This window comes from Kurthia sp. 11kri321, assembly GCF_001534765.1.
Taxonomy (GTDB): Bacteria; Bacillota; Bacilli; order Bacillales_A; family Planococcaceae; genus Kurthia; species Kurthia gibsonii.
The window spans coordinates 1,088,562-1,114,747 of sequence record NZ_CP013217.1 but is presented as its reverse complement, the minus strand read 5'-3'; the positions used below and the strand labels follow the sequence as shown (position 1 = coordinate 1,114,747).

Below are 26,186 nucleotides of genomic sequence, written 5' to 3'. Positions count from 1 at the left end.
CACCTTCATCTATCTATTTTGATATCAGTATAGCATAGTTTCGGTAGTCAAAATATTAGCATGCTGTGAACAATATAGAACTAGATTTTTTCTGTCGCAATTCGTACACCTAAACCAACTAAAACAAGTGCTGTGACTTTATTGAATGCACTTTGAATCTTCGGCTGTAAGAACCACTGACGAATCATATTAATGATGAATACAACAATTCCTAACCAAAAAATAGCGATAATCATTAGTACACTTGCTAATATAATTAACTGTATATTCGCTGCTTGATTTGGTTGAATAAATTGAGGCATCAATGTGACATATAACAATAAGGTTTTAGGATTTAATAAGTCCGTTGTCAAACCTTGCATCATACAATTTAACATCGTATTTTTAAACGGCTGTTTTTCAGGAATAGCTGCTTCTTGTAACGTCACACTTTGAGCGCGTGCACGCCATGATTGAATGCCTAAATATACTAAATAAAGCGCCCCTGCGTATTTGATGAATAGAAAAACATATAATGATTTCGATATGACTGCAGCGAGTCCTAGTACTGCTAGAGTCGTCCAGACGATGAGTGCTAAAATAATACCTACCATCGTTAAAATACCCGCTTTTCTGCCATGTAAAATCGTATTTTTTAATACGAGTAATGAATCTACTCCTGGAACCATGACAATTAATAGCGCAACTACCGCAAACATCCATACTTCTTGCATCTAACCCACTCCTTCTTTGATTGATTATAAACAATTTTCAGATATTTTTGTAGAAGCATTTCATATTTATCTAATATATTATGAAAAAGCCCGTAAAATGTATCGCTACATTCTACAGGCTTCTTTGTTTTATATAGTCATTAAGCGTGCGTAACACATTCAGGGCATTTTCCATAAATCTCAAATTTATGTTGATCGACTTCATAACCAGGTAATTGTTCCGTTAGCATCTCCATCGGACAATGATGAATTTCTTTAATCTTGCCACAATCCATGCAGATAAAATGATGATGGTGATGTGCTGTTTCACATTGCATACGGAAATGACGTTCTCCTGATAATTCAGTAGACTCTAAAATGCCTAAATCTACAAAGGTCGATAGATTGCGATAAATCGTATCGTAGCTCATACCAGGATAATCTTTTTTCATAACATCCAATAAGTCACGTGCTGTTAAATATTTTTCACTTTCACTAAAAAGCGCTAAAATCTGTTCGCGTTTATCTGTTTTCTTAAAACCTTTATCTTTTAAAATTTCCCAAGCTCGATGGACGTTCATCTCAAACCACGACTCCTCTCTTAGTTTACACTTGCCGCACGTTTATTCATGATTTTTTTTACGATTAAAACAATTAATAAAATAAGTATTGATGTTATCACAATTGTACCACCTGGTGCTAGATTTAGATAGAAGGCAGTTACCAATCCGACAATCACTGCTAATTCACCAAATACAATCGCATACACAATCGTCTGTTTAAAGCTTTTTGCAATACGAATACTCGCCGCAACCGGTAATGTAATCAGTGACGACACTAATAAAATCCCTACAATACGCATTGAAGCAGCAATGACAAGCGCTGTAATAATCATAAAGATGGTATGAATCACTTTAACAGGTAAGCCACTCGCTTTTGCATATTCGTCGTCAAATGATAGAACGAATAACTCTTTATATAGTAAAAAGATAAAAACAAGTACAATTACTGCAATCCCGATAACAATCCATAAATCTTGTCGACTTACAGCTGAAACAGAACCGAATAAATAACTGAATAAGTCCGTACTAAACCCTTGTGCCAGTGAGATAAAAATAGCACTTAAACCAAGACCTGCTGACATAATAATCGGAATCGATAATTCTTCAAAATGCTTATACAGTCGACGTAATTTTTCAATTAACATCGACCCACCAACTGCTGCAACAATACCTAAGTAAAGTGGATTCAATGTAGCTAACCCAACAACACTCTGACTTAAATAAAGACTTCCTGCAATCCCTGCTAGTGTCACATGCGATAAAGCATCTGCAATTAATGATAGACGACGTACAACAATGAAGACACCGAGTAATGGTGCAATTAATCCAATAATCATCCCTGCTAAAAAGGCATTTTGTAAAAATTCATAATGCAAGATGGATGTTAACATGTCTCATCCTCCTTGTGATGATGAATTTTTCGAACGGAATAGCCATACCATTCATTCAACTGTTCTTTTGACAAGTTCATATAGTCATTTTTAAAACCATGGAAATGAATCGTTTTATTCAGACATGCAACATGACTGATTTTACTTGAGACAATATCCACGTCATGCGTTACTAATAATAATGTCATATCATGACGACGATTCAAATGTGCCATTAAATCATAAAAACTTTGCACATTTTCATAGTCAATCCCTACTGTTGGCTCATCTAAAATTAAAAGCTTTGGATCGGCGACTAATGCGCGTGCGATAAAGACACGTTGTTGCTGACCACCCGAAAGCTCTCCGATATTACGATGAATGAACGCTTCCATTCCTACCGACTGTAGTGCTTCTAAAACGAGTTTTTCTTCATTTTTAGACTTACGCTTAAATAGACCTAGCTTCTTCGTTAAACCACTTGCTACGACTTCACAGACCGTTGCTGGGAAGCCTGAGTTAAATGAATTCGACTTTTGCGATACATAGCCAATCCATTCTCGATGATTAAACTTAGCTGCATCTTGTCCAAATAACTTCACCTGTCCACTTGTTGGCTTTAATAACCCAAGAATCAACTTTAACATTGTTGATTTACCTGAACCATTTGGCCCTAATAATGCTAAAAAATCACCTTCATTTATTGTCAGTGATATATCATTTAATACATTGGTATATTCATATTGAAATGAAACATTTTGCAACTCAATGAGGGGTTGCTTCTCCATATACTTCGCTTCTTTCTAATTCAGAATCATTACGATTTACAAACTAAAATTATAATAGAAGAATGTATGAATGTAAAGGATTTTTGCCTACTACTCATAATTAAAAATCTCTCGCACAATATGTACGAGAGATTTTTTTATTGTTCCTTCATTTCAGCGATTGGTGATGTTGAAAATACACCTGAACGCAACATGTCAATTTCATAACTATATGGTGCTTTTGACTTTTTCTTATCAAGTCCTACCCATGGTGTTTCTAAAATTTTCGGTACGTCTACAAATGCTTCATGATGAACAATTTGATGTAATGGCTCAAAACCAATATGACCAAAACCAATATTTTCATGGCGATCTTTATGAGCGCCCATTGGGTTTTTACTATCATTAATGTGTAATACTTTAATGTTTTTCAAGCCAATATGATGGTCAAATTCAGCAAGTACACCGTCTAAATTATGAACGATATCATAACCCGCATCATGCGTATGGCATGTATCAAAACAAACAGATAGACGTTCATTATTGACAACACCATCAAAAATACGCGCCAATTCTTCAAATGTACGACCACATTCAGAACCTTTACCTGCCATCGTTTCTAAAGCAATTTGCACAGGTGAATCGACTTGTAACACTTCATTTAAGCCTTCAATAATTTTAGCAATTCCTACATCAGCACCTGCTCCAACATGTGCACCTGGATGCAAGACAATCTGTTTTGCGCCTAGTGCTTCTGTTCGTTCAATTTCTTTTTGTAAAAATTCAACACCCAGTTGGAATACTTCAGGTTTTGTTGTATTGGCAATGTTAATGATATACGGTGCATGTACAACGATATTTGAAATACCGTTTGCTTCCATATGCGCGCGTCCTGCTGCAATGTTTAATTCTTCAATTGCTTTACGACGTGTATTTTGTGGCGCACCTGTATAAATCATCATCGTTGTGGCACCGTATGAAGCTGCTTCCTCACTTGAGCCAAGTAGCATTTTCTTTCCACTCATTGAAACATGTGAACCTAATAGCATCTTCTCAATCCCACCTATTTTTTATTTCGAGAACGTGCGCGTTTACGACGCTCTTTCTTTTTAATTTTGTCCATTTCCCAGCGCATATTACGTTTATAACCTGGTTTTACTTTTTTCGGTTTACGAACACGCGATTTCGCAATACGATCAATCTCGTCCTCTTTTTTCGCACCATCACGTTTTTGACGTGAGTGACGCTCTTTCATATCTACTAGCTCATCATTTTTAATGTCTTTCATTTCAAATGAGATGTTCATTTTTTCAATACGAGCTAATGCATCTTCTTCGGATGGTTCAAAGATTGTAATCGCCTGTCCTTTGTTCCCTGCACGTGCTGTACGACCCACACGGTGAATGAAGAACTCTAAATCCTGTGGTAATTCATAGTTAATAACATGCGAAATACCTGGAATATCAATACCACGTGCTGCTAAATCAGTCGCTACGATATATTGGAATTCTAAATCACGAATTTGCTTCATCATACGTTTACGGTCACGTGGTGTTAAATCCCCATGAATACGACCCGTTTTGATACCATTATTCGCTAAGAAATCAGCTACATAATCTGCTTGCTTACGTGTATTTACAAAGATAATGGATAAATACGGGTTAATCGCTTTAATCACTTCAAGTAATTTTTCATTTTTTGATTGACTACGTGTTGGTACTAAATAGAAATCTAAGTTTTCTGCGACCGGACGCTTATCATTCATTTGTACATGCACTGGAGAAGCCATGTACTTGCGTAAAAATGGTTGTAAGCTTTCAGGTACTGTTGCTGAGAAAACGTACATCTCTAAATTCTCACCCATTTGAGAAGCAAATTGATCGATATCTTCAATGAATCCCATATCGAATGCTAAATCTGCTTCATCGACTACAAGCATTTGTGCTGTGTGAACAAGTAATGCTTGTTCATTTACTAAATCGCGAATACGTCCAGGCGTACCTACAACGATTTGTGGTTGTGATTTTAATTTATCAATTGAACGTTGTTTATCTGTTCCACCAATAAATAATTTGGCTTGAATCTCTGTTCCTTCAATTAACTTACCAAGTTCAATGAAGATTTGTTGTGCTAACTCACGAGTTGGCGCAGCAATTACTGCTTGTACTTCTTCTTTTTTTGCGTTCATACGCTCCACAATTGGAATTAAGAAACTATGTGTTTTTCCTGTTCCTGTATGTGATTGGCCAATGGCACTTTTTCCTTTTAAAATTAAAGGAATCATTTCTTTTTGAATTTGTGTTGGTTCTGTAAAACCTAACTTTCCAATCGCTTCACGAAGGAAAGGTTGGAAATTATAATCTGTATATTTTGACATTTTGTCACTCCTCACATGCTTTCTACATTGTAACATGATTCCCGTTCAAGTAGCACATTTCGTTATCATATCGAATGAATTTATACTCTGTCAATTGATTTTTGTAACAATTTCTTCATTCCTATACGCGTGAATTGTATAACAGCTGGGACTTCGTTATAATAGAAGTACTGGTATTGAAAGGAGTTTGAACGAATGAAAGTTGTAAAGATTACCCCTCGTGGTTATTGCTATGGTGTTGTTGATGCTATGGTTATCGCACGAAATGCGGCATTAGATAAGACTTTACCTCGTCCAATCTATATTTTAGGGATGATTGTTCATAATAAGCATGTAACGGATGCATTTGAATCTGAGGGAATTATTACATTAGATGGTGCAAATCGTTTAGATATTTTAGAAAAAGTAGAATCTGGAACTGTTATTTTCACTGCTCATGGTGTCTCACCAGAAGTACGTGAATTGGCACGTCGTAAAGGGCTTGTGTCGATTGATGCAACATGTCCAGATGTGACGGTGACACATGACTTAATCGAAGAAAAAACAAGAGAAGGTTACGATATTATTTATATCGGTAAAAAGGGTCATCCAGAGCCTGAGGGTGCGATTGGTGTTGCACCAGACCATGTACATCTTGTACAACATATTCCTGATATCGAGGCACTCGACTTACAAAACGACAAGTTGCTTGTAACGAATCAAACAACGATGTCACAGTGGGATGTTCATTCTTTAATGGAAGCGCTAAAACTGAAATATCCACATATTGAAGTACATGAAGAAATTTGCTTAGCTACACAAGTGCGACAAGAAGCTGTTGCAAAACAAGCAAATCAAGCTGAGCTTCTAATCGTTGTTGGTGATCCGAAAAGTAACAACTCGAACCGTTTAACACAAGTATCTGAAGAAATTGCGAATATAAAATCATATCGTATTTCAGATGTATCTGAATTAAAAACAGAATGGCTTGAAGGTATTGATGTTGTCGGCATAACAGCAGGCGCTTCTACACCAACACCGATTGTAAAAGAAGTCATTAAGTTTTTAGAGCAGTATGAACACGACAATCCTGAAACACATAAAATCGTCCGCACGGTTACACTTGATAAAATCTTACCAAAGATTAAAGAACCTAAACCGGTTGTACGTATTGAACCATACGAAGCACAATAACAAAAATGAGGTGTCGCGATAATTGCGATACCTCATTTTTATTAAATAAATTGGAAAGGCTCTGTTGATGGTTCACTTACAATAAATTCACATGGAATGTTTTGTTCTGCACATAAGGCTGTCATCTTTTTAGCGACGCCCTCTTTCATCACACTCTCAACATGATGCCCTGGGTCGACAACCGATAAACCGAGCGCTTCAGCATCTTGTGCAACGTGGAAGTATAGATCGCCTGTTACAAAAACATCAGCTCCTGCATATTTTGCAGCACTTACATATTTATTACCGTCTCCACCGAGTACAGCAATTTTTTGAACAGTTGAGGTAATGTCACCTACTACACGAACAGCTGGTACATGTAATGTGCGTTTAACATGTTCTGCGAATTCTTTTAGGGTCATTGGATTTTCTAATAAACCTAAACGTCCTAGTCCCATCTCTTTTGAAACTGTTTCTAAACGATATAAGTCATGAGCTACTTCTTCATACGGATGATTTTGCTTCATTGTTTTAATGGCTTTCTTCTGTAAGGATTCTGGAATCACAACTTCCACTTTCACTTCAGCCTCTAAATGTACTTCACCTTTTTCACCAACAAAAGGTGTCGCACCGTCCAATGCTCTAAAACGCCCTTCACCTGCTGTTTGGAAACTACAGCTATCGTAATCACCAATATGACCTGCACCGATTTGTGCAAGTGCTGTACGCAATTGTTTTGCATGACTTTCAGGAATATAGACAGCTAGTTTAAAGTAGTGTTCTTTATACGTTGGCACTAATACTTTTGTTTCGTGTAATTCAAGTGCCTCAGCTAATAAATCGTTCACGCCACCTTCAGCTACATCTAAATTCGTATGCGCTGCATAAACTGCAATATCATGTTTAATGAGTTTTTCAAATAACTGACCTTGAGGAGAGTCCGTACGTAAATGCGCTAATTTACGGAAAATTGGTGGATGGTGCGCAATGATCAATTCGCAACCTTTTTCAATTGCTTCATCTACCACTGCATGATTCACATCTAATGTAACCAACACTTTTGTAATATTCTTATTTAGTGTTCCAACTGCTAAACCGATAGGATCATTTTCCATTGCTGCATATTTTTTTGGTGACCATGATTCAAATAATTGAATAATTGTTTGACCACTTACTGCTTTCATGCCAACACATCCTTTACAATCGCTATTTTTGCGTGTAACTCTTTCTGCTTTTCTTGAATAGCTTCTGTTTGCTCAACTTCTGCAATCGAAGCTAAAATTTGTTGCCACTGTTTGACTTCACCTGTCCATTTTTCAACGAATACATCATTTTTTTCACGCATAAGGTAAGGTCCAACTAATAATTCTGCTTCTGTTAAATTTTCTGTCCCACGTTCTAATACGAGTACTTCATAAATTTTACGATCTTCTTTTAAAATCGCTTCATCTATCACTTTCCAACCATTTTGCTTTGCCCACACACGAATAGCCATTGCATGAATATTCGGCTGTAAAATAAGACGCTCAACAGTGTGTAAACGTGTTAAATCCTTATTTAAAATAGAGGCAATTAGCGGGCCGCCCATTCCAGCAATCGTTACAGCAGTTACACCATCTTCATGCTCTACTGCTTCCATACCGTCTGCTAAACGAACCGTAATTTTGTCTTGTAATTGTTCTGTTCTTACTTCTTTACATGCAGATTCATAAGGTCCCTTAACAACCTCACCTGCAATTGCTTTTTGGACGATTCCTTGATGTACAAGATAACATGGTAAATACGCATGATCTGACCCGATGTCAGCTACTACTGCGTTTTGAGGCACATACGCCGCAACTGTTTGTAGTCTTTTTGATAATTTCTGGGCATTCATAAATCACGTGCCCTCCCTTCCATCCTATTGTAGCGAATTCCCTGAATAAAGAAAAGAGGCTTAAGTTAAATCCCTCGCCTCTCTATCCCTTATAAAAAAATAAAATAATAGCCCAACATTAAAACAATACCTAAAATACCAGAAATCATGAAATAAATGAGCTTTTTCTGAACTCCTACAATAATCCAAAGTATGCAGTTTATTAAGAGTACACCAAGCGTAATGAGCGAATGTCCTGGCGCTAATAAAGTGGATACTTTAATGGAGATTGCAAACAGTAACAGTGCTGCTGTTGCATAAACGAGCGTATTTGTTAAAGTCCGATTATTCGCTGTTTTCAGTAAATAGTACACAAGTGCAATGAAAATAATACAGCTTAATGCGATGAGAATGATTGCATATTTTTGTGCAAATAAAAACATGAGTACAATCATCGCTAATGTCGTTAATGCTAACATGAGCATCTGTACTACTTTAATAATCGGTGCAGAGTCTTTCTTCAATACAGCTTGTTTCGATAATTCTTCTTCTTGTTCTTCAAGAAGCGCTTCCCCTTCTGTATATAATTGCATTAAAAAATCGCAATAATGTTCAGGTAATAAATGATTCTTCTTCCAAAAAGAAATCTCTCGTATAATCAGCTTCTTCTTTATTTGTTCATTGTCCATAAACGCCGCTCCTCCAACTACCAGATCTATACATATTATCGGACTAAAACCAATTATGTAAAGTCTAATTTAGCAGGAACAAAAAAACGGTATATAGCTCTTGTTAAAAGCCATATACCGTAATTATAATCCTATTCTAAGAAGTCTTTCAGACGTTTACTACGTGATGGATGACGTAATTTGCGAAGTGCTTTTGCTTCAATTTGACGAATACGTTCACGTGTTACACCGAATACTTTACCTACTTCTTCTAGTGTGCGTGTACGGCCATCATCTAAACCGAAACGTAAACGTAGTACATTCTCTTCACGGTCTGTTAATGTATCAAGTACATCTTCTAATTGTTCTTTTAATAATTCATAAGCTGCGTGATCAGAAGGTGATTGTGCTTCTGAATCTTCAATGAAGTCACCTAAGTGCGAATCGTCTTCCTCACCGATTGGTGTTTCTAATGATACGGGTTCTTGTGCAATCTTTAAGATTTCACGTACTTTTTCAGGTGTTAAATCCATTTCTTCACCAATTTCTTCTGGAGATGGTTCGCGACCTAAATCTTGTAATAATGAACGCTGTACGCGAATTAATTTATTAATTGTTTCGACCATGTGTACTGGGATACGAATTGTACGCGCTTGGTCAGCAATCGCACGTGTAATCGCTTGACGAATCCACCATGTAGCATAAGTTGAGAATTTGAAGCCTTTACGGTAATCGAATTTTTCAACTGCTTTGATTAGACCCATGTTACCTTCTTGAATTAAATCAAGGAATAGCATCCCACGACCGACATAACGTTTCGCAATACTTACTACAAGTCGTAAGTTCGCTTCAGCAAGACGTTTACGCGCTTCATCATCGCCTGCTTCAATACGTTCAGCTAATGAAATCTCTTGTTCAGCTGTTAATAAGTCTACGCGACCGATTTCTTTTAAATACATACGTACAGGGTCATTAATCTTAACGCCCGGTGGTACACTTAAATCGTTTAGGTCGAATACTTCTGCTGAGTTATCGCCTGCTTTTAAAAGACGCTCTAAATTCTCTTCATCGCCTGCTTTACCGCCTAATTCGATACCATTCGTTTCTAATTTATCGATAAATTCTTCGACTTGGTCTGCTTCCATTTCGTAAGAACTTAATTTGTCTGCTAGCTCTTTATACGTTAATTCACCTGATTTTTTACCTGCTTCAAGTAAACTTTTTTTCATTTCCTCTAATGTGTGCTCGTGTTCCACTTTTGTTACTTGTACAGCTTTTTTACTTTTTTTCGGTTTTTCTGCCATAGTTGTCTTCCTCCTCCTAACAGTCAGATTCTTTAAAAGACTGCTAGTGATTTTTTTAAATCAATTATTTCTTGAGAAAGCGCAATTGCACTTTTTAAGTCATGCAGTTGCTCTGCTTCTTGCAATGCATGTGTTTTGTCTGCGATTTGTTGCTGGATTTTAAACTTTTTAACCTGTTTCAGACAATCGGCAATTTCCTCATCTTTATGGTCTGGATCTCGATCAACTAGTGCAGCTTCCATTACAATTTTACGCAATTCTCTATCTTCGACAATTTCAGCAAAACGCTGATAATCTGCTTTTTCATGCGATTCATAAAAGCCCATGAGATGGACGTAAATAGCCAAATAGTCTTCTCTTACAAAAGGTGCTCCTTCTTGATGTTCGCGGAAGTCATCTGCCACATCAATACTATGAAGTAAATGGGCTAATAACAACCTTTCTGCTCGATCAATTGCTGTATAAACACGCTTTGGCTGAACCGCTTGTTGCATCGGTTGTTCTTGTTCATGTCGCATATTTAGATTTGTCTGTGAGCGTTCTTGTTTTTGTGCTTCTTTAAGACGCAATTGACTTTGTAAGGTTTCGACTGAAACTTGTGTTTCTTCCGAAATACGTTTGACATACAGTTCTCTTTCAATTGGTGAAACACCACTTGTAAGATAGGATAAAGCTTCATCCGCATACTGCTGGACATCATTTGGGTATTGAAAGTTTTTGTTACGCTTCGCATACATCATCATAAAACTAATATAAGATAATGGCTCAGCAATGACTTGATTCTGGAACGCTTCCGCTCCGTTATTGCGTATATATTCATCCGGGTCCATACCTGCTGGTAAAGTTGCAACCTCAACGGTTAAATTTTCTGCATGTAACATTTCTGCAGCTCTTTTTGCAGCTTCAAAACCGGCATGGTCACCATCGTAACAAACGATAATATGATTCGTGATGCGCTTTATTTTTTGAATATGTTGCGGTGTCAATGATGTTCCCATTGTGGCAACACCATGATGAACCCCGACATTCTTAGCAGCAAGTACATCCATAAATCCTTCGAAAATAATGAGCTTTCTTTCTTTCCGAACGATGGGTCTCGCTTGATCTAGGTTATATAATACTTCACTCTTTCGGAATATAAGCGACTCAGGGCTGTTCATGTATTTCGCCTGTTCTTTATCTGCTTCTAAAATTCTACCTGAAAAGGCGATAATTTTCCCCGTATCATCACGAATTGGAAACATAATTCGGCTTCTGAAACGATCGAAGTAGCCTGAGCCATCTTCACGTCGAATTGATAAGCCACTTTGTTCTAACTCTTCATACGTAAATCCTTTTTGATGTAATAAAGTAGTAAGCGATTCCCAGTGTGGCATACTAAATCCGATGCCATAGGTCTTAATCATTTCTTGCGTAAAGCCACGTCCTTCTAAATAACGTAAGCCTTCTTCACCTTCTTCTGTATTCAACAATAAGTGTTGAAAATACTGTGCTGCAAGTATATGCGCTTCCTTCATTCTCTCTTCTTCTGGAGAAGTTTCGGTTGTTAATCTATGTTGCGCTTCAGAAGATGACACTTCAACATGTACACCAACTTGATCACCTAATTTACGAACCGCTTCCTGAAAACTCAAATTCTCAATGTCCATAAGGAATGTAATCGCGTTACCGCCTGCACCACATCCAAAGCAATGAAAAATTTGTTTTTCTGTAGAAACAGAGAAAGACGGTGTCTGCTCACCGTGGAATGGACATAATCCAAAATAGTTGCGTCCACGCTTCGTTAGCTGCATATAACTGCTAATTACGTCTACGATATCTGCCTGAGAACGAATTTCTTCAATTAACTCCTCAGGGATTCTTTGAGCCATTTCATCACCATCTTTTATACTTGCTATAGGTTACATTCTATATCCATCAATTAATATCCTTCTAATATGAGACATTTTATTTTAAAATATCTAAAATAATTAAAAGTTATTACTCTTATTTTTACCTCAATTTTTTATTGTAAAACATTTGTACCTTTAAATCTAGTATATTTGACGAATTCAACCAAAAAAAGTTTCATCTTTTATTTTCCATTTAGTACAACGTGGTAAAGACTTCTTTTTCTAAGAAAACAATTTATTGACTTAAAAGGAAAATAAAGTCCGTCTATCCTCGTAATCATGTAAGAGGAATTAGACGGACTTTTATTGATTTTTTTGCAGTCGATGAATAATATCATTTGCAGTTTCTTCTACTGCTTTATTCGTCACATCAATAACCGGACAACCGATTCGATCAACGATGCGTTTAAAATGTTCAATTTCTTCGTCAATGCGCTCGAACTTTGCATAATTCGCACCATCATTTAATCCAAGTGCGATTAAGCGTTCTCTTCGAATACCATTCAGTTTCTCAGGCGAAATAATCAAACCAAAGCATTTTTCCGGTGGTACTAAAAATAATTCTTCCGGCGGCTCTACTTCGGGCACAAGTGGTACATTGGCTACTTTATAACGCTTATGTGCTAAAAACTGTGATAATGGTGTTTTCGATGTACGTGACACACCAATTAGAACAATATCTGCCTTTAATAGACCACGTGGATCTCGTCCATCATCATATTTCACCGCAAATTCGATTGCTTCAATCTTTTGGAAGTAATCATCATCTAACTTCCTTACAAGACCTGGTTCCTCAATCGGCTCTAAATGTAAAGAATCACTTAACATTTCCATTAAAGGACCCATTAAATCATTGTGTGGAATACGATACATTTCACACTCTGCGTGCAAGAAGTAGCGAAGCGATTCTTGGACAATCGTATAAACAATCATCGCTTGTTGACTTACCGCAATTTGAACAATCTCCCTTAATTGTTCCTTACTATCGATATGTGGAAAGCGTTGAAATGTTACATCTTGTAAACCTGGTCTAAATTGGCTAACAGCTGCTTTCGCTACTAACTCCCCCGTCTCTCCGACAGAATCTGAGACTACATATACTAAAATTTTATCCATTTAACGCACCACCTTACAAATCATGATTTTCAGCGAGCGATAAAAACGCACGCGTAATATTTGTTTTTGTAATTCTTCCAATAACCTCATAACCATCTGGGTGCTCTACCACCACAGGTAATGCGTCAATTTGTCTTTCAATTAACTTATTTGCAGCTTGAATCAGTCCATCTGTTTTAAAACAAAAAGCAATGTTCGGCATTCTTGTCATAATAATATGTACGGGAATATGATTCAAATCTTGGCTCCCTATACTTGTACGTAGTAAATCTTTTCGAGATAAAACTCCTGTTAAATACGCATTTTTATCAACGACAAAAAGTGTTCCAACATCCTCTAAGAACATTTGACAGATGGCATCATAAACTGACATATCCTCTGCTACAACAATCGGTATTGACTGGAAGTCTTTTACCTTCATATTGGTCATGCTTTCAACAACTGCTTGTCCTGTTTTCTTACCAGAATAGAAATACCCAACACGTGGACGTGCATCTAAAAAGCCCGCCATCGTTAAAATAGCGAGATCTGGTCGTAACGTCGCACGTGTTAAGGACAGGCGCTCTGCGATTTGCTCTCCTGTAATTGGTCCATTATTCTTGACAATTTCCAATATTTCTTCCTGACGTTTGTTGAGTTCGATATCACTCACCGCCCCAAAAGTGTTATACTTAATTCTTAATTATTATATACTATTTTTCTAAAGATTGCTAAGAAAAGTATTGCGTGATACAATATCTTCAAACAATATAGGCGATGAACGAAATATAAGTATGTGGTCATTTAAAAGCGAGTAGGGGTTGGTGAAAGCCTACACGAACACAGAAAAGGCATTCGGGAGCCATTTTATGTTAAAGAGGGCTATTTGTATAGCCAATCGGGGTGGAACCGCGGGTTAAGTACTCGTCCCCGGGCAGAAAGTTTGCCCGGAGACGGGTACTTTTTTCATTTTTATTTTTTAGAGGAGGTCATTTTTATGACAAAATCAATGGAGAGTATTGTAAGTTTAGCAAAACACAGAGGTTTCGTATTTCCTGGTTCGGAAATTTACGGCGGCTTAGCAAACACATGGGATTACGGTCCACTAGGTGTTGAATTAAAAAACAATGTAAAAAAAGCATGGTGGGATAAATTCGTTCAAGAATCTGAATACAATGTTGGTTTAGACGCAGCGATTTTAATGAACCCAAAAACGTGGATTGCTTCAGGCCATGTAGGTAACTTCAACGATCCAATGATCGACTGTAAATCATGTAAAGCACGTCATCGTGCAGATAAATTAATCGAAGATGCTTCACTTGAAAAAACAGGCAAAGAAATTATCGTAGACGGTATGAGCTTTGATCAAATGAAAGAAAAAATGGTAGAACTTGATGTAACTTGCCCGAACTGTGGTGCAAATGACTTCACAGATATTCGCCAATTCAACTTAATGTTCAAAACATTCCAAGGTGTAACAGAAGATTCTACAAATGAAATTTTCTTACGCCCTGAAACAGCACAAGGTATTTTCGTTAACTTTAAAAATGTACAACGTTCAATGCGTAAACGTACACCATTCGGTATTGCACAAGTAGGTAAATCATTCCGTAACGAAATCACACCTGGTAACTTTACATTCCGTACACGTGAATTCGAACAAATGGAATTAGAATTCTTCTGCAAACCAGGTGAAGAATTAGAATGGCATGCTTATTGGAAAGAATTCTGTAAAAACTGGTTATTAAACCTTTCAATGAAAGAAGATTCAATGCGTTTACGTGACCATGAAGAAGATGAATTATCTCACTACTCAAACGCAACAACAGACATCGAATTCCGCTTCCCATTCGGTTGGGGTGAACTATGGGGTGTTGCATCTCGTACAGACTTCGACTTAAAACGCCATATGGAACATTCAGGTGAAGACTTCACATATATCGACCCTGTAACAAACGAACGTTATGTACCATACTGTATCGAACCATCATTAGGTGCTGACCGTGTAACACTTGCATTCCTATGTGACGCTTACGAAGAAGAAGAATTAGAAGGCGGCGACACACGTACAGTTTTACGCTTCCACCCTGCTTTAGCACCATTCAAAGCAGCTGTATTACCATTATCTAAAAAATTATCTGACGGTGCACATGACGTATGGGCTGAATTACGCAAGCACTTCCCAGTTGATTATGATGAATCACAATCAATCGGTAAACGCTACCGCCGCCAAGACGAAATCGGTACACCATTCTGTATCACATACGACTTCGACTCAGCTGAAGACGGCATGGTAACAGTACGCCACCGCGACACAATGGAACAAGAACGCATGCCAATTGCAGACGTAAAAGCATTCATTGAAAAAACACTAGAATTTTAATATAGAAAGATGAAATCGCTCGTCACATCTGGCAACACTACAGGGCACGAATGGAAAGTAGCTCTTTACTTTCCACCGAGTGACCGAAGTGGTGTGAAGATGTAGCGATTGAATCTAAATGACTGTATGAAAAAAATAAGCCAACGAATCGAAGTAACAATCGGTTCGTTGGCTATTTTTATAACCTTATTCGATAACAGCAAAAGTCATAACCAAATAGGAAGATACAGGCATATGGATGATTGTTCTAGAAAGTTGTTCACCATTTTCTAAATTAAATTCATTTATTTCACCACGTATATTTTCATCATCTTTGCTGTTACGAAGATCGTACATCGTAAAAATATAGGCTTTATTTCCTTTAACCGTTATTTGTTCAGTGAGTGTACTTTTTTGATCGAGGGCTGAACGTTGATTCTTCGGTATTTTGAACGTACGTTTTTGAATTTGTTCTTGTTCATTCATCACATACGTTTCTAAATACCCACTTAAAATTACAAGTTGATGATTGACAACTGCAAGCGAGTCCGGGTTGAAATTTTCATCACCAATCGGTATTTTTTTAACGATTTCCAATGTTTTCGGATCAATTTTAACCAGCTTTCCTGCGTTTATAACTGTATGATCATCCGCACCCGTTCTCACTTGATTGACTGCATAATACAAATAACCTTTATAAAAGACTAATGCTGGATTACCTGGTAAGCCAGATTTTGAGTATTCTTCATCATCTAACTCTAATTTCTTTGAAGAAACAACTTCCTCGCTTTTTAAATCAATGTGATGGATATAAGCGATTGCATCAGGGTCAGCTGTCGTAATGTATGCGGCATCTTTTTCAATATGTATAGAATGTGTAAAACCATGTGGGATTGTAAGAGATTTCTTATTACTTGGTTGATTCCGTTGCCAATATACAAGTTTTTGACCATTTTTTAAATCTCCTGCAATATCATAGATCACATAATCATCATTCGATTGAATTGAAAATGAATGACTTGCATTTTTATTTAAATTAATAGACTCAATCTTACCGGTTTTTAAATCGATTGAAGAACGTTGGGAAGATCGATTATTTACGACATACGCTTGATTGTTCGTTGATGTCATACTAATGGGTTCCGCTAAATCTTGTTTAGTGCTTTGCGATAAAAAGTTCCCTGCTTCGTCAATGACATAAAATGCGCCTGTATTCGCTTCATTCATACTTCTTAACTCTGAAAAGGCTAATACATATTTGCCATTTTTCATGTTTAATGTGTTCGTTGCTTTAGGGATATTTTCTATAAGCTGCACTTCTTTTTCTTCTAAATGAGGAGAATACGCCATATAAACAATAAGACGTGGTAAAAAGTAAGATGATGTCGCAATGACAATTAAAATACTTCCGATGATATAAAACCATTTATATTTTTTCATTAATAGCTCCTTCTTCATATGTTTATGTAGAATTTATATTAAATCCATAAAACACTACGAACTCACTTAATTATGACATATATAACCATAAAATCAATATTTTTCATTTTTTTCTTCTATGTATAAAAGTGTTTTTATTTTTTAAAGTAGCTTATAATGAAAGATATAGTACAAGCTTGAAAGGACTTGATGTTTTGAAACAAAAACTACATCGCATCTTTTCATATGGCACGCTCGCAATTAAATTCGATGAAGCTTTAACCGTTGGACTTGCTTTAGATGATGAACTCGTAGTGTCAAATGGACAATTTGATATACCACTTAAAGTAATTAGTGCGAACATCTCACCAACATATCCTGATATTCTCAACGTTGAAGTATCAAAAGTGTTTTCTTATGTAGCTGATCGCAAATATACACCGCGACAAATACATGATATGAACACGCACATATTAAATCAACAAAACATGCAAATCGATGCAGCACAGTTACCATATGAACAAAATATCGTTATGAGTCAAATTTTCTGGGATACTTCGATGTATCATGAAATGAATGACTTAGACGGCGAAGAATTTTTATATGAATAAAAAACAGCCACCTGATTATTCCTCAGGTGGCTGTTTTTCTGTTTGATTGAATAACAGTGGCGTGCGCTCTAGCTGCGTTATAAAACTTTTCGACTTAAAACGCATGCCGGATTGTTCTTCATAAATCGTACTCACAATATTTTTAATAAAGCGTTTCGTTTCTTTTTTTAATGTCAAATTCCCCACTTGGTCAATTGGCATATTATAAAAAATACGAATTAACTTTAATTGTGTTGGCGTTAAACGAATAATATAAGGATCCATATGAAAACAACGATGGCATAAAAAGCCACCTTGACCAAATGAAAAGGCAAACTCCCCTTCTACACTGCCACAACCTGCACAATGCGATAATGTCGGCTGTACACCTGTAAAGGGCAGCATCTTCCATTCAACAAATAAAGAAATCGCTTCTGGATCATAACCTTCTTCAATTGCATGAAGTGCTTGTCTTAACATATGAAATACACCAGGTTCTGGGCGATCATTTTCAACTAATCGGTCGACCATCTCCATAACATAGCTTGCATAGGCTGTTGCTTCAATATCTTGCTGGATATGACGCATCGTCGAAATGGCTTCACCTTGTTGGAGCGTTCCCATACCTTTCCCCTTCGCCACTAAGAAGTTTCCATGTGTAAAAGGCTGTGTCACACCAGAAAGACGGCTAGAGGGCTTTTTAGCACCTCTAGCCATTACTGCAATCTTCCCTGCTTCTTCCGTCATTAAAATAACGACTTTATTCGTTTCACCGTATGCACGAGTTTTCAAGACAATGCCTTCTAGTTTACTGAGCAATGCCTTTCACTTCCTTCTAGTATTCGTCGTCACGATAACCGAAATCACGTAATTGAGATGAACGGTCACGCCAATCTTTTTGTACTTTTACCCATAGTTCTAAATAGACTTTTGAGCCAAGTAAGTTTTCGATATCTTTACGTGCGCGTATTCCGATATCTTTTAACATCGCACCGCGTTTACCGATAATGATTCCTTTTTGTGAATCACGTTCAACGATAATCGATGCCGTAACACGTACTTTTTCATTTTCGTCACGTCGAATTTTTTCAATTTCAACTGCGATTGAATGTGGTACTTCATCGCGTGTTAAGTGAAGTACTTTTTCACGAATCATTTCAGCGATGATAAAACGTTCAGGGTGATCCGTTACTTGATCTGCTGGATAGTATTGTGGACCTTCAGGTAAATATTTTTTAATCGTTTCTAATAGACGATCGACATTATTTCCTTGAAGTGCTGAAATCGGAATAATTTCTGCAAAATCAAATGCAGTGCGGTATTCTTCAATTTTCGCTAACACTTCATCAGGATGAATAGCATCAATTTTGTTTACAACTAAAAATACAGGTGTTTTTGTACCTTTTAACATCTCCATTACATACTCGTCGCCAGGTCCTAATTTTTGTTCTGCGTTAATCATAAACATAATGACTTCCACTTCACGTAAAGCATTTTTTGATACTTTTAACATGAATTCGCCAAGTTTATGTTTTGGTTTATGGATACCTGGTGTATCGATGAAGATCATTTGTGCATCATCTGTTGTTAATACACCTTGTACTTTATTACGTGTTGTTTGTGGCTTATCACTCATAATCGCAATTTTTTGACCGATGACACGATTTAAAAATGTTGATTTTCCGACGTTCGGACGTCCAATAATTGAGATAAAACCTGATTTAAATTGTTTATTCTGTTGCATGTAATACATCCTCCGGGGTAAAGGCTCCTGGTAGTAATTCTGCTACCGTTGTTTCTTGTACATCGCCTTTTAAATTTGTTAAATATACGGGCATATCAGGGGCACAGAATTCTGAAATCACCTGTCTGCATGCGCCACATGGAGCTACAGGACCTTCTGTATCTGCTACAACCGCAAGTGCTGTAAATTGTTTTGTACCTTGTGATACAGCTTTAAAAATCGCTGTTCGTTCAGCACAGTTTGTTAAACTATAACCCGAGTTTTCAATATTACAACCATGAAATACTTCGCCGTCTTTTGATAATAATGCGGCTCCGACAGGGAATTTTGAATACGGTACATAGGCGAATGAACGCCCTTTTTTTGCTTCTTCCATCAGTTGTGTTGGATTCATATACTCTCTCCATTCTATTTACTAGAATTCAAACCATTTTGGCAAAAAGATAATTAAGCCAATGATCACACTAAAAATTGCTGCGATTAATACAGCTCCTGCTGCTAAATCTTTCGCTCGTTTGGCAAGGGGATGAAATTCATCCGTCACTAAATCTACTACGCGCTCGATAGCGGAATTCGTCATCTCTAATGATAACACAGCTGCGATTGCAAGGAGTAGAATTGTCCACTCATTTGCTGAAATTCCTGTTAAAAACCCAGCTATTATAACGACAACCATCGCAAATAAGTGAAATCGAAAATTCCGTTCACTACATACTGCCCGAACCCCTGCAAAAGCATACATAAATGATTTAAAAAACTTTTTAATCACGTTCATTTTTGTCACGTGACAAACCAAATGACTCTAAAATTTCATCTTGCTTTCCAAACATAACTTTTTCATCTTCTGGTGTCATATGGTCATAACCTAGTAGATGTAAGAAGCCATGAACCGCGAGAAAACCAAGTTCACGTTCAAATGAATGACCGAACTCCTCTGCCTGTTCACGCGTACGATCAATTGAGATAATAATATCTCCTAATACACGCGGCATTCCTTCAGCAATAATCGCTGTCTCACCTTCACCTAATTCTTCTAAAGCGAATGAGATGACATCTGTTGGTGCATCTTTATCACGATACTGTTTATTAATCTCATGAATCGCTTCATTCGTCACAAACGTAACAGATAATTCTGTGCCTTCTTCAATATTTTCTACTTTTGCAGCATGTTGTAGTAAAGAGGAAACAAGTGCTATATCACTTTGTTGAACCTCTTCTGTTTCATCTAAAAAATCAATTTCTAATAGCATATAATGCCCTCCTAAGCTTTGTCTTGCTTCGGATACTCAATGCGTGAATGGAATGTTCCATTTAGTGTCTCACAAAAAACTTTTTCAATAATTTTAAGTTCTTTAATTGAAAGGTCACATTCATCCAGCTGACCATCCATTAATTTATCTTGTGCGATGGCGTGAACGAGATCACGAATTTTTTCTGCACTTGGCTCTTTCATCGAACGTACTGCTGCTTCTACACTATCTGCAATACAAATAATCGCATTTTCTTTTGACTGCGGTTTTGGACCACTATAGCGGAATTGCTCTTCCTCCACTTTTTCATCCAATTCTTTTGCCTTGTAATAGAAAAATTTCACCAATGTCGTACCATGATGTTGCTGTGCAATGTCAATAATTTCTCTCGGCATTTTATGCTTCTCTAAAATTTCCACACCATCTTCAACGTGGGCAATAATTATATCGCTAGATGCGTCTGGTGGCAACTGATCGTGCGGATTCAATCCGTTCATTTGATTTTCAACGAAGAATCCAGGTCTTCTTGTTTTCCCGATATCATGATAATAACAACCGACACGCGCTAATAAACCATTCGCACCAATCGCTTCGCAAGCCGCTTCTGCTAAATTTGCGACCATCAAACTATGATGATACGTTCCAGGAGCTTCCATTAAAATTTTCTTTAATAACGGGTGATTTGGATTCGATAATTCAATCAAACGGAAACTTGAAATAATCCCAAAACCTGATTCAATAAACGGTAACGAACCAATCGCAAGCGCTCCCGATAGAATCGCTGAAAATAATGCTGCAATTAAATAGAATGAGAGTTCATTCCACGTATAATTAGATTGCGTTAACAATAAATAGAATGCAATAAACAAAACATTAATTCCTGCTACTTGAAAACTCGCTGTTAAAATCTTCGAGCGATTTTCAATTCTTCTCGTAAATACAACACTTGCTAAACCACTAATAATCATATAAAGCGCCAATTCCATCTGAATAACAGTCGAATATCCCTCTTGAAAGATGACACCTGCTGATAACCCTAGCATGATTGTCGCTAAAATAGCGGCTCGTTCACTCACTAATATTCGGAGTAATAGCGGTGCGACAGCAGCTGGGAATAAGAATCCGACAATCACATCAAACTCACCATCAATTAAATTTAAAATTTGCATTAAAATAATTGATAGTAAATAAATAAGAGATGTAATCAGAACGTCACGTGTTTTTTCTGTATCAGCTTTTCGCTTATTCGCTGCAAAGCTTGCATAGAAGAATAGCATCTGTAGCAAAATTAAAATACCTAGACCAAGCTTTGGCTTAATGGACGCATCATCACTTAACAAACCAGTCAATTGAAGTTGACGGTAAATGTTCCGATCAATAACTTGTCCTTCTTGTACGATAATTTGTCCTTGTAAAATCTTTGTTGGATCTACACTCGCTCGTGCTAAGTCCATTCGCTCTTTTGTCGCTTTTTCATCTTTTGTCTCATTCACGACTAAAGCAGCTCGTCCAATACGGATACCCACACCTTGAAGTTTACTTGGGAATGTTGAGCTATAACGAATTGTACGCTCTACGCTTGCTCGCGCCTCCATCAGACGATCTTCACGAATAGGTGAAGACATTTGACGTTCTACTGCCTTTACAAGATCTTGTTGCGCTGTTTTTAATTCGGATTCGCTACTTGTTAATAGTAACTTTAAATCCGCTTCATTTAGCTCAATCTTATTTTCGTTGTCTGTAATTTTAGCTAAATCTGACTGCATACTTTTGATTTGTTCATTTAATGCTTTTGAGCGTTCTTTTCCTTTCGTATCAGCTACCTTTTTTTGTCGGTCAATTAAATCATCAAACAATGTATTCAACATTGAAATTGTATTTTTCCCTTTTTCTTCTGAATACGTATAAACAGGTTCTACTTCAGAAGCTGCTTCTTCTCGTTCTTTTTCGGTTTTTTCTGTATCTTCAACTGTTTTAACAGAACGAATCGTATCTGGGGACACTTGGAACAACTTTAAATCGTAATGTTCACCTCGTACATCTTTCATCATTAATAAATATTGAAAAAAGCCTGTTAGAATTAATATACCAGCTAGTAGCAGGGGGAAACGTACAATTTTCGTTATTTTTTCTATAAACTTTGACATCTTCACCCTACCTTTCTTTTATGTAGATTCATAGGAAAATTCGAGAACCCTTTTTGCATTCTCGAATTTCCTGTTCTATGCTTCACTTTTTTCATCATCATATGCCGTTATAATTTTCGCTACGAGTGGGTGTCGAACAATATCTCCCGCTTCTAAAATTTGGAAAGACACATCTTTCACTGAACGCAAGATATATTCAGCATGTGTAAGGCCTGAAGCTACACCCCTCGGTAAATCGATTTGTGTTTTATCTCCTGTTATAACCATTTTAGAACCAAAACCAAGACGTGTTAAAAACATCTTCATTTGCGCTTTTGTTGTATTCTGCGCTTCATCTAAAATAACAAAGGCATCATCTAATGTACGTCCGCGCATATAGGCTAGTGGCGCAATCTCAATCGTGCCACGCTCAATCATACGTGTTGTTTGCTCTAACCCTAATACGTCATGCAAAGCATCATATAGAGGGCGTAAGTATGGATCTACTTTTTCTTTTAAATCCCCTGGTAAAAAGCCTAGACTTTCTCCCGCTTCAACAGCAGGTCGTGTTAAGATAATACGCTTCACCGCATTATTTTTTAAAGCTGTAACAGCCATAACAACCGCTAAGTATGTTTTACCCGTTCCAGCTGGTCCAATTCCAAATACAAGGTCTTTATTGCGAATCGCTTTAATATAATTGCGTTGCCCAATTGTTTTTGCACGAATAATTTTCCCTTTTGTATTTCGCGCAATCACTTCATCATATAATTCTGCGAAATATTCAACCGTCCCCGCTTTTGACATCTCGATTGCGGAAACTACATCACGTTGATTGATGTTAATGTCTTTGCGAATCACTTTTAATAACTGTTCGATCAGCGCAGCCGCTTCAGCCTTTTGTTCGTCATTGCCGACGATGACAATCGAGTCGCCTCTTGTAATCATTTGAATATCGTATGTCTCTTCGATTAGCTTCAAATTTGCATCTGAAATACCAAGTAACATAACGGCTTCATTTGGATCTTTTAACGTTAGCTGAATAGGTTGTTGTTCTGTCATTTGAGCTCTCCTTAACGTACATCATATTTTTTATTTTTTTACTTTCATTACAAGTCTAAACATACTAGTACCTGTCTACACTTGTACTTTTTTCTAGCTTATCACTCTCTTTGTTTGCGTGCAAAAGTTTTATTGTTTTTCCGTAAAAGTTCTCGAAAAAAGAGTGAAGAGTTCGTGACATATAAAAAGAGACTTTGAAGTCTTTTTGATTTCAAAATCTCTTTTTGATTTATTTTCTTTTTGAAACAGGTGGCGCCAAAATTTCTGATACGATAATCGATTGAGCTAACTCACGTTGTGTACGTGGTAAGACCGACTGACTAGATGCAACTTTTCTTTTCGCAACCATTTTATTTGTTGCAGCAACCACTTTCGGACGTTCTGCTGCATTTTTAAATGGGCGAGAAGATTCGATAGTGTCGGTCGTAACATTTCGAGGTGTCGTAACACGCTTTTCTCTCTTAACCTGCTTCTTTTTTGGGTTTTCTGTTAATTGGCGATCTAATTCTTGTGAAACTTTCTTTGCGTAATCACCAAGTGCTTTAGATGTAGATGTCTTTTTTTGTGTTGGTCCTTGTCCCATAGAGGGCATTTGTTTCTTTGCAGATTTCTCTTCCTCTTTTGAACCTAAACGACCAATGACAGCACTGATTACTGATATAATGAGAAATATAATCAGACCTTCCATATGCCATCCTCCTTTAGCAAATCAGATGCCTATTCCTCACCTTTTGCGTGATTTTGATCCATCTTACTAATTGATTGACGCATACTTGTATCTGCTTGTACGTTTTGATAATTCATATAATCCATGACACCTAAATTACCCGATTTGAACGCTTCTGCTAGTGCAAGTGGTACTTCTGCTTCCGCTTCCACAACTTTTGCTTTCATTTCTTGTACTTTAGCAACCATCTCTTGCTCGTTAGCAACAGCCATCGCACGGCGTTCTTCTGCTTTTGCCTGTGCAATATTTTTATCTGCCTCTGCTTGTTCAATTTGTAATTCTGCACCAATGTTTTTGCCGACATCAACATCCGCAATATCAATCGATAGAATTTCGAATGCTGTACCAGAATCTAAACCTTTGGCTAGAACGGTTTGTGAAATCATATCTGGATTTTCTAATACTTCTGTATGACTTTTCGCGCTACCAATTGTGGATACAATCCCCTCACCTACACGAGCGATGATTGTTTCTTCACCAGCACCACCAACTAGACGGTCGATGTTCGCACGAACGGTAATACGCGCTTTTGCTTTTACTTCAATCCCGTTCATTGCCACACCAGCGATAAATGGCGTTTCAATTACTTTCGGGTTAACAGACATCTGTACAGCTTCTAATACATCACGACCTGCAAGATCGATTGCCGCACAGCGTTCAAATGTTAATTCAATGTTTGCACGATGCGCTGCAATTAATGCATTGACAACACGATCTACATTACCACCGGCTAAATAGTGACTCTCTAACTGGTTAATCGACACTTGTAATCCTGCTTTATGTGCTTTAATTAAAGGATTAACGATGCGTGACGGAATAACACGTCTTAAACGCATACCGATTAATGTGAAAATACTAACTCTTACACCTGCTGCTAAAGCTGAAATCCATAGTGCTACGGGTACAAATGTAAATAAAATTGCTAATAAAATTACCGCTACAACAATGACAATAATCATGCTAATGGCACTACCTGTTAACGCTGCTGTTCCCATAATTTAAAACCCCCTGTTTAATCTTTTTTCTCACGCACAACAATCCGTGAACCTTCTACTTTGACAAAGATGACCTCTTTGTCTGCATCGATAAAATTACCTTCTGATACAACGTCAATTCGTTCCCCGTTATACATCACAACACCAGACGGTCTTAATGCTGTAACTGTTCTAGCAGTTTGTTGCAATAACTCTGTACGGTTGATATTTGACACGTATCCACTTTCTGTATCTGTTGAATCGAATAATACCATTCGATTTAGAACAGATAGCTTCTTTCCAAAGAATTTCATCATAACCACCATCCCTATAATCGCGAGGATTAGTGCGATTGCAACAGCATATGCCATGAACGTAAAATTCGCGCCAGCATATAAAAAACTAATAACAATCAACACAAGACCTGTAATACCTATAATCATACCAGGAACCACTAACTCGACAAGCATACAAATAAACCCTGCAACAAATAATAGTAATAAACCGAATGTCGCATACCCTGCTATTATATGTGCGATAAAGAAAATCAGCACGAGTGTTACACCAATTATACCACTTGTATTCACTCCAGATGAAAATAAAGCACCGACAAATAACAAACTAATGATGGGCAACATGACGAGTACAACATATGGATTCGTTAGAAATTGTATTATTTCTCCCATAATGCAGGCACC

Annotated in this window: 27 protein-coding genes; 3 read left to right on the top strand and 24 right to left on the bottom strand. The window is 37.1% G+C overall.

The window, feature by feature from the left end; all coding sequences use genetic code 11:
- Positions 1–80: 80 nt before the first annotated feature.
- The 6 genes from ASO14_RS05675 to ASO14_RS05650 form a co-directional block, all read right to left on the bottom strand.
- Positions 81–713 (bottom strand): LysE family translocator, encoded by a 633-nt coding sequence (locus tag ASO14_RS05675; protein ID WP_068452678.1) that lies wholly within the window; start codon positions 711–713, stop codon positions 81–83.
- 140 nt (positions 714–853) lie between these two features.
- Positions 854–1,273, bottom strand: coding sequence for a Fur family transcriptional regulator (locus ASO14_RS05670; protein ID WP_068452675.1), 420 nt, complete (start codon positions 1,271–1,273; stop codon positions 854–856).
- Positions 1,274–1,293: 20 nt separating this feature from the next.
- Entirely contained in the window at positions 1,294–2,145 is an 852-nt protein-coding gene (locus ASO14_RS05665) for a metal ABC transporter permease (protein ID WP_068452671.1), read from the bottom strand.
- On the bottom strand, positions 2,139–2,912 hold the full coding sequence (locus ASO14_RS05660) for a metal ABC transporter ATP-binding protein (RefSeq protein ID WP_068452669.1): 774 nt from the start codon (positions 2,910–2,912) through the stop codon (positions 2,139–2,141). Before ASO14_RS05660 ends, ASO14_RS05665 begins: the two co-directional genes overlap by 7 nt.
- Positions 2,913–3,049: 137 nt before the next feature.
- Positions 3,050–3,940, bottom strand: coding sequence for a deoxyribonuclease IV (locus ASO14_RS05655; RefSeq protein ID WP_068452666.1), 891 nt, complete (start codon positions 3,938–3,940; stop codon positions 3,050–3,052).
- Positions 3,941–3,954: 14 nt separating this feature from the next.
- On the bottom strand, positions 3,955–5,268 hold the full coding sequence (locus ASO14_RS05650; protein WP_068452662.1) for a DEAD/DEAH box helicase: 1,314 nt from the start codon (positions 5,266–5,268) through the stop codon (positions 3,955–3,957).
- A gap of 195 nt (positions 5,269–5,463) precedes the next feature.
- On the opposite strand from ASO14_RS05650, the gene ASO14_RS05645 reads away from it, so the two are divergent.
- The gene (locus ASO14_RS05645; protein ID WP_068452661.1) at positions 5,464–6,441 is read left to right on the top strand and encodes a 4-hydroxy-3-methylbut-2-enyl diphosphate reductase; all 978 of its coding nucleotides are present in this window, start codon (positions 5,464–5,466) and stop codon (positions 6,439–6,441) included.
- A gap of 41 nt (positions 6,442–6,482) precedes the next feature.
- Here ASO14_RS05645 and ASO14_RS05640 read toward each other — a convergent pair whose 3' ends face one another.
- The 7 genes from ASO14_RS05640 to ASO14_RS05610 all read right to left on the bottom strand — a co-directional run bounded on the left by ASO14_RS05640 (position 6,483) and on the right by ASO14_RS05610 (position 13,907).
- Positions 6,483–7,604, bottom strand: a complete 1,122-nt coding sequence (locus ASO14_RS05640) for a Nif3-like dinuclear metal center hexameric protein (RefSeq protein WP_068452660.1) — start codon at positions 7,602–7,604, stop codon at positions 6,483–6,485.
- A complete protein-coding gene (locus ASO14_RS05635; RefSeq protein WP_068452658.1) occupies positions 7,601–8,296 on the bottom strand; it encodes a tRNA (adenine(22)-N(1))-methyltransferase in 696 nt (231 codons plus the stop codon). Before ASO14_RS05635 ends, ASO14_RS05640 begins: the two co-directional genes overlap by 4 nt.
- Before the next feature lie 89 nt (positions 8,297–8,385).
- On the bottom strand, positions 8,386–8,964 hold the full coding sequence (locus tag ASO14_RS05630; RefSeq protein WP_068452655.1) for a hypothetical protein: 579 nt from the start codon (positions 8,962–8,964) through the stop codon (positions 8,386–8,388).
- Between the two features lie 131 nt (positions 8,965–9,095).
- On the bottom strand, positions 9,096–10,247 hold the full coding sequence (gene rpoD / locus ASO14_RS05625) for an RNA polymerase sigma factor RpoD (RefSeq protein WP_068452653.1): 1,152 nt from the start codon (positions 10,245–10,247) through the stop codon (positions 9,096–9,098).
- A 32-nt stretch (positions 10,248–10,279) separates the two neighbouring features.
- Positions 10,280–12,118, bottom strand: coding sequence for a DNA primase (gene dnaG, locus ASO14_RS05620; RefSeq protein WP_068452651.1), 1,839 nt, complete (start codon positions 12,116–12,118; stop codon positions 10,280–10,282).
- A 324-nt stretch (positions 12,119–12,442) separates the two neighbouring features.
- Positions 12,443–13,255, bottom strand: a complete 813-nt coding sequence (locus ASO14_RS05615) for a pyruvate, water dikinase regulatory protein (RefSeq protein WP_068452648.1) — start codon at positions 13,253–13,255, stop codon at positions 12,443–12,445.
- A gap of 13 nt (positions 13,256–13,268) precedes the next feature.
- The gene (locus tag ASO14_RS05610) at positions 13,269–13,907 is read right to left on the bottom strand and encodes a transcriptional regulator CcpN (protein ID WP_068452645.1); all 639 of its coding nucleotides are present in this window, start codon (positions 13,905–13,907) and stop codon (positions 13,269–13,271) included.
- A gap of 324 nt (positions 13,908–14,231) precedes the next feature.
- On the opposite strand from ASO14_RS05610, the gene ASO14_RS05605 reads away from it, so the two are divergent.
- Entirely contained in the window at positions 14,232–15,617 is a 1,386-nt protein-coding gene (locus ASO14_RS05605) for a glycine--tRNA ligase (RefSeq protein WP_068452642.1), read from the top strand.
- Positions 15,618–15,803: 186 nt separating this feature from the next.
- Here ASO14_RS05605 and ASO14_RS05600 read toward each other — a convergent pair whose 3' ends face one another.
- Positions 15,804–17,036, bottom strand: coding sequence for a hypothetical protein (locus ASO14_RS05600; RefSeq protein ID WP_068452639.1), 1,233 nt, complete (start codon positions 17,034–17,036; stop codon positions 15,804–15,806).
- Positions 17,037–17,230: 194 nt separating this feature from the next.
- On the opposite strand from ASO14_RS05600, the gene ASO14_RS05595 reads away from it, so the two are divergent.
- Positions 17,231–17,626 carry a hypothetical protein gene (locus ASO14_RS05595; RefSeq protein WP_068452634.1) on the top strand — a complete coding sequence of 132 codons (396 nt, stop codon included), beginning with the start codon at positions 17,231–17,233 and terminating at the stop codon, positions 17,624–17,626.
- A gap of 15 nt (positions 17,627–17,641) precedes the next feature.
- Here the strand turns inward: ASO14_RS05595 and recO are convergent, their stop codons facing one another.
- From recO to ASO14_RS05545, 10 genes are all read right to left on the bottom strand, one after another.
- On the bottom strand, positions 17,642–18,424 hold the full coding sequence (recO, locus tag ASO14_RS05590; protein WP_068452631.1) for a DNA repair protein RecO: 783 nt from the start codon (positions 18,422–18,424) through the stop codon (positions 17,642–17,644).
- Between the two features lie 16 nt (positions 18,425–18,440).
- On the bottom strand, positions 18,441–19,349 hold the full coding sequence (era, locus tag ASO14_RS05585; RefSeq protein WP_068452628.1) for a GTPase Era: 909 nt from the start codon (positions 19,347–19,349) through the stop codon (positions 18,441–18,443).
- Positions 19,336–19,743 (bottom strand): cytidine deaminase, encoded by a 408-nt coding sequence (locus tag ASO14_RS05580; RefSeq protein ID WP_068452624.1) that lies wholly within the window; start codon positions 19,741–19,743, stop codon positions 19,336–19,338. The genes era and ASO14_RS05580 overlap by 14 nt, the downstream gene beginning before the upstream one ends.
- Positions 19,744–19,764: 21 nt before the next feature.
- On the bottom strand, positions 19,765–20,091 hold the full coding sequence (locus tag ASO14_RS05575; RefSeq protein WP_442911261.1) for a diacylglycerol kinase family protein: 327 nt from the start codon (positions 20,089–20,091) through the stop codon (positions 19,765–19,767).
- 19 nt (positions 20,092–20,110) lie between these two features.
- Positions 20,111–20,599: an rRNA maturation RNase YbeY gene (gene ybeY, locus ASO14_RS05570; protein ID WP_068452618.1), complete on the bottom strand. Its 489-nt coding sequence runs from the start codon at positions 20,597–20,599 to the stop codon at positions 20,111–20,113.
- 11 nt (positions 20,600–20,610) lie between these two features.
- Positions 20,611–22,746, bottom strand: a complete 2,136-nt coding sequence (locus ASO14_RS05565; protein ID WP_068452615.1) for an HD family phosphohydrolase — start codon at positions 22,744–22,746, stop codon at positions 20,611–20,613.
- Between the two features lie 75 nt (positions 22,747–22,821).
- Entirely contained in the window at positions 22,822–23,787 is a 966-nt protein-coding gene (locus ASO14_RS05560; protein ID WP_068452612.1) for a PhoH family protein, read from the bottom strand.
- Between the two features lie 229 nt (positions 23,788–24,016).
- The gene (locus ASO14_RS05555) at positions 24,017–24,475 is read right to left on the bottom strand and encodes a YqfB family membrane protein (protein ID WP_068452609.1); all 459 of its coding nucleotides are present in this window, start codon (positions 24,473–24,475) and stop codon (positions 24,017–24,019) included.
- A 29-nt stretch (positions 24,476–24,504) separates the two neighbouring features.
- Positions 24,505–25,509, bottom strand: coding sequence for a flotillin-like protein FloA (gene floA, locus ASO14_RS05550; RefSeq protein WP_068452606.1), 1,005 nt, complete (start codon positions 25,507–25,509; stop codon positions 24,505–24,507).
- Positions 25,510–25,526: 17 nt separating this feature from the next.
- Entirely contained in the window at positions 25,527–26,174 is a 648-nt protein-coding gene (locus ASO14_RS05545) for an NfeD family protein (RefSeq protein WP_068452603.1), read from the bottom strand.
- Positions 26,175–26,186 lie beyond the last annotated feature (12 nt).